This is a genomic window from Syntrophorhabdaceae bacterium, from assembly GCA_028713955.1.
GTDB lineage: Bacteria > Desulfobacterota > Syntrophorhabdia > Syntrophorhabdales > Syntrophorhabdaceae > UBA5609.
The window spans coordinates 1-4,001 of record JAQTNJ010000063.1 but is presented as its reverse complement, the minus strand read 5'-3'; the positions used below and the strand labels follow the sequence as shown (position 1 = coordinate 4,001).

3 protein-coding genes are annotated in these 4,001 nt (G+C 47.1%); all 3 read left to right on the top strand.

Annotated features, from left to right (window positions below):
* Positions 1–515, top strand: a 515-nt coding sequence (locus PHU49_07280; GenBank protein MDD5243805.1) for a Mut7-C RNAse domain-containing protein, incomplete at its 5' end; no start/stop codon positions are given.
* Between the two features lie 298 nt (positions 516–813).
* Positions 814–1,464 (top strand): endonuclease III, encoded by a 651-nt coding sequence (locus PHU49_07275; protein MDD5243804.1) that lies wholly within the window; start codon positions 814–816, stop codon positions 1,462–1,464.
* A gap of 391 nt (positions 1,465–1,855) precedes the next feature.
* The coding region (gene bamA, locus PHU49_07270) for an outer membrane protein assembly factor BamA (GenBank protein MDD5243803.1) at positions 1,856–4,001 on the top strand (2,146 nt) is incomplete at its 3' end.

Genomic DNA, 4,001 nt, shown 5'->3' with positions numbered 1-4,001 from the left:
CAGGGAGAAGATGCGATCATGCAGCACGCCAAAAAGATCGCAAAGGCCCTCGTTACACGATGACATTCATATGCGATGTAATGCTCGGGAGGCTTTCAAGGTACCTGAGGATCCTTGGGCTCGATTCACCCTGCTCAAAAGGCCCCGGCTCCCCGGAGACATTGGAACACACCGAAGATCCACCCTATTTTTTTACAAAAAGGTTGAAAGGTCCTTCATATGAAAGGAGCATACACATCAGGTCTGACCGGATCATGGAACAACTCGCGGAGGTCAGGCCTACTATCGCTCCTTATATTGATCCCTGCATTATCATGTCGCGGTGCATCGAATGCAATGTCCCGCTCGTTGCGGCAGTCAGGGAAGACATCGAGCACCACGTCCCCGAATACATCTACCACCACCATAAAGACTTTAAACAATGTCCCTCCTGCAAAAGGGTCTACTGGGGCGGATCTCATATGGAGAAGATGAAGAAATGGATAGACACAATAACTACAGCTCATAGTTCATAGCTCATGGCAGAACACCCGTAAGGCGTTAGGCGAGAACAACCGTAATTCGTAACTCGTGAGACGTAAGTGGAAAAGCACAAGGTGCGAGGAGTGAAGCGACGTAGCGACCTCATAGGGTATGAATTATTAATGAGATTGCCGCGCTCCGCTCGCAATGACGCATTTACCTTTCATTGGGTTCACCCATTCACGAATTACGGGTTTTCCCACTTTTCACGGGGTTCATCCAATTACGAATTACGATTCACGAATTACGAGGGCCTTTCACCTTTCACATTTTATCTTTCACGAGGTTAGAATGTTCCCATTCAAAGAGATGATCAGGATCCTGAAGAGACATCTGAAGAACGACGTGCCCGTTGTCACCAGGATCGCACAGCAGGAACGAAAAGACCCCTTCCTTATCCTCGTCGGGACCCTCCTGAGCCTCCGAACCAAGGACGAACTGACTGAAAAGGTGATGGAGAGGCTGGTTCAGAAGGCAAGGACACCGGAAGAGCTGCTCCGCATCCCTATAGGTGAACTACAGAAACTCATCTATCCTGTCGGGTTCTACCGGAATAAATCAAGGACACTCTTAAATGTTTCCAGAATTATTTCGGATGATTACCACGGCAGAGTGCCGGATTCCATAGATGAGTTACTGACAATCAAAGGGATAGGAAGAAAGACCGCCAACCTGGTTGTCTCCGAGGCATACGGGAAACCCGGGATATGCGTCGATACCCATGTCCACCGGATCTCAAACCGGATCGGCGCCGTTACAACAAAAAACCCGCACCAGACCGAAGAAGCCCTGCGAAAGATACTGCCAAAAGAGTACTGGATCATCTATAATACCCTCCTGGTAACATTCGGGAAACGGATATGCTCTCCCGTATCACCTTGCTGCACCCAATGCCCCATTGTTAAGCTCTGCGCCAGAAAAGGCGTCGTGAAGCACCGCTGAGAGAAAATGCCGTATATCGTAGTTCGTATGTCGTAGATCAAAGAAGATGGTTCGGCGTTCGGCGTGAAGGAAGAACCGAAGGACGAAGGACGTCCGCTTCACTGGGACGAAGGACAAAATGAAAGGCAGCTCATAATCCACTAAAAACTGGATGTTAGATATAGGAACAGGGAACACCGGTATCGGGCTTTCCCGTAGCAAACTGTCGTGAGGCGAGGAAGCTCGGTCTTTTGCATGAATATGCAAAAGTTCCGAAGCCGAACGCGAGCGATTGGAGCCGCTGGAGCGTATGAGCGTGTTTGCGGGGAAAGCCCGATACCGGTGTTCATCCTTAAAGTATTGACTTTTTACCTTTACATCACGTCTATTTTCTGTTAATTTTGCTAATCGAATGAAAATCCTCGCAACCATTTTATTATCATTATGGATTCTCGCTTTTTCCGTACCGCTTTTGGCCAATGATGCTGAAAGGATCGCAAAGATCGACGTCACCGGGAATGAGAGGATTGACACCGCATTTATCATGAACAGTATCAAAACAAAGGAGCGGGAACCCTATAACCTCGATAAAATACGGGAAGATATGAAAAACATCTACAAGACAGGGTTTTTCAGCGATGTACAGATCAACGTACAGGATACTGACGCGGGGAAGGCTATCACATTCGTGGTTATTGAAAGACCACCTATCAAGGCGATCTATCTCACAGGGAATAAAAAGATCAAGACATCGGATATCACGGAAAAATTGAAGATCAAAACCAATACGGTATTGAACATCGAAAGAATCAAAGAAAGCATGGATGAGATCAAAAAGCTCTACTCCGGCAAAGGATACTATGCAACCAGGATAAGTTACGATATAGAGTACGGCGAAGGATATGACGCAACGGTCAATTTCACGATAGATGAGCCGGCACAGGCATATGTCAAGAAGATCTCTTTTACGGGCAATAAAACGTTCAAGGGCAGTAAGCTGAAAGATTATATGAGGACCCGGGAAAAAGGTATCCTGTCATGGTTTACCGGTTCCGGCATCCTTGATGACGAGGCGCTGGAGGACGACAGAAAGAACCTCGAGGCCTTCTACCACGACAATGGCTATCTTCGGGTCAAAGTAGGCATACCTGACATCAAGATCTCACAGGATGGCAAGACCATCAGTATTTCAATGCCCATAGAAGAAGGCAACGTCTATACGATCGGAACAGTCAATTTCGCGGGAGATGTGATATTTGATACAGCAGAGTTGTACAAAAACCTGAGAAGCAAAACAGGCAGGACCTTCAGCTCTACAGCCTACCAGGAAGACATTCTAAGGCTCACCGATCTATACCAGGACAAGGGTTACGCATTCTGTGATATTGCACCGTTGACCCTTATGGATGACGACGCAAGGAAGGTGAACCTGACCTTTAACATCACAAAAGGAAAGGAGATATACTTCAACAGGATCAATATTCTGGGCAACACCAAGACAAGGGATAAGGTTGTGCGGAGGGAATTAAACTTTGCAGAAGGCGACCGGTTTTCAGCAACCGCTTTGAAAGCCAGTAAAAAGAAATTAAAAAACACTACATTCTTTAAAGAAACTGACTTGAAGCTTGTCAGGACAGAGGAACCTGACAAGGTCAACGTGGATCTGTCGGTGGAGGAAAAAGCCACAGGTTCCTTAAGCGTCGGTGTAGGATACAGTACGTCCGACAAGGTTATATTAACGGGTAACGTATCCCAGGAAAATTTTATGGGAACCGGAAGGAAGATATATCTTGACGCCTCGATAAGCGGCTTTACTCAGGAATACCGGCTTACCTTCATAGAGCCTTATATCTTTGACCTGAATCTGAATGCAGGGTTCAGCGTGTTCAATTTCACCAGGATACTGGATACATACGATTACCAGAAACAGGGCGGGAGCATTGCGCTGACGCGGCCCTTAACCGATGATTTGAAGCTCGGCACGAAATATCGCTATGAAACCACAGACATTTACAACATCGATGATGAGGCCACCTGGGATATCAAGGAACAGGCCGGCACCAAGACAACGAGCAGCGTCGCCCTGTCGCTCACAAAGAACACTATTGACGATATACTGAACCCGACGAAAGGGGTCAACTCAGACGTTACTGTTGAGCTGGCAGGTGGTCCCTTTGGTGGGAATAACTATTTTTACAGGATTACGGGGTTTTACGGTCAGTATATCCCCGCGGGGTTCTGGGACAGCTCATTCTTTGTACGCGGCACCGGTGGTATGATAAGACCTTACGGAAACCGGGACCTGCCGCTTTATGAAAAATTCTATGTCGGTGGTTTAAATTCAGTCAGAGGGTTCAGATTCGGTGAAGCCGGTCCAAAGGATGAAAATGATCAGGTCCTTGGGGCAGAAAACCAGCTATATTTCAACCTTGAATGGATCTTCCCCATCTATAAACCTGCAGGCTTGAAAGGTGTGATCTTTTATGACGCCGGTGCCGGGTTTGACGGTACAAATGTGAATGTGATAAAAGATAGCATGAGAACAACTGCCGGATTCG

Bases quoted from the DNA above. Each gene is read 5' to 3' on its own strand.
- PHU49_07275 (MDD5243804.1), top strand. From the start codon at position 814: ATGTTCCCATTCAAAGAGATGATCAGGATCCTGAAGAGACATCTGAAG.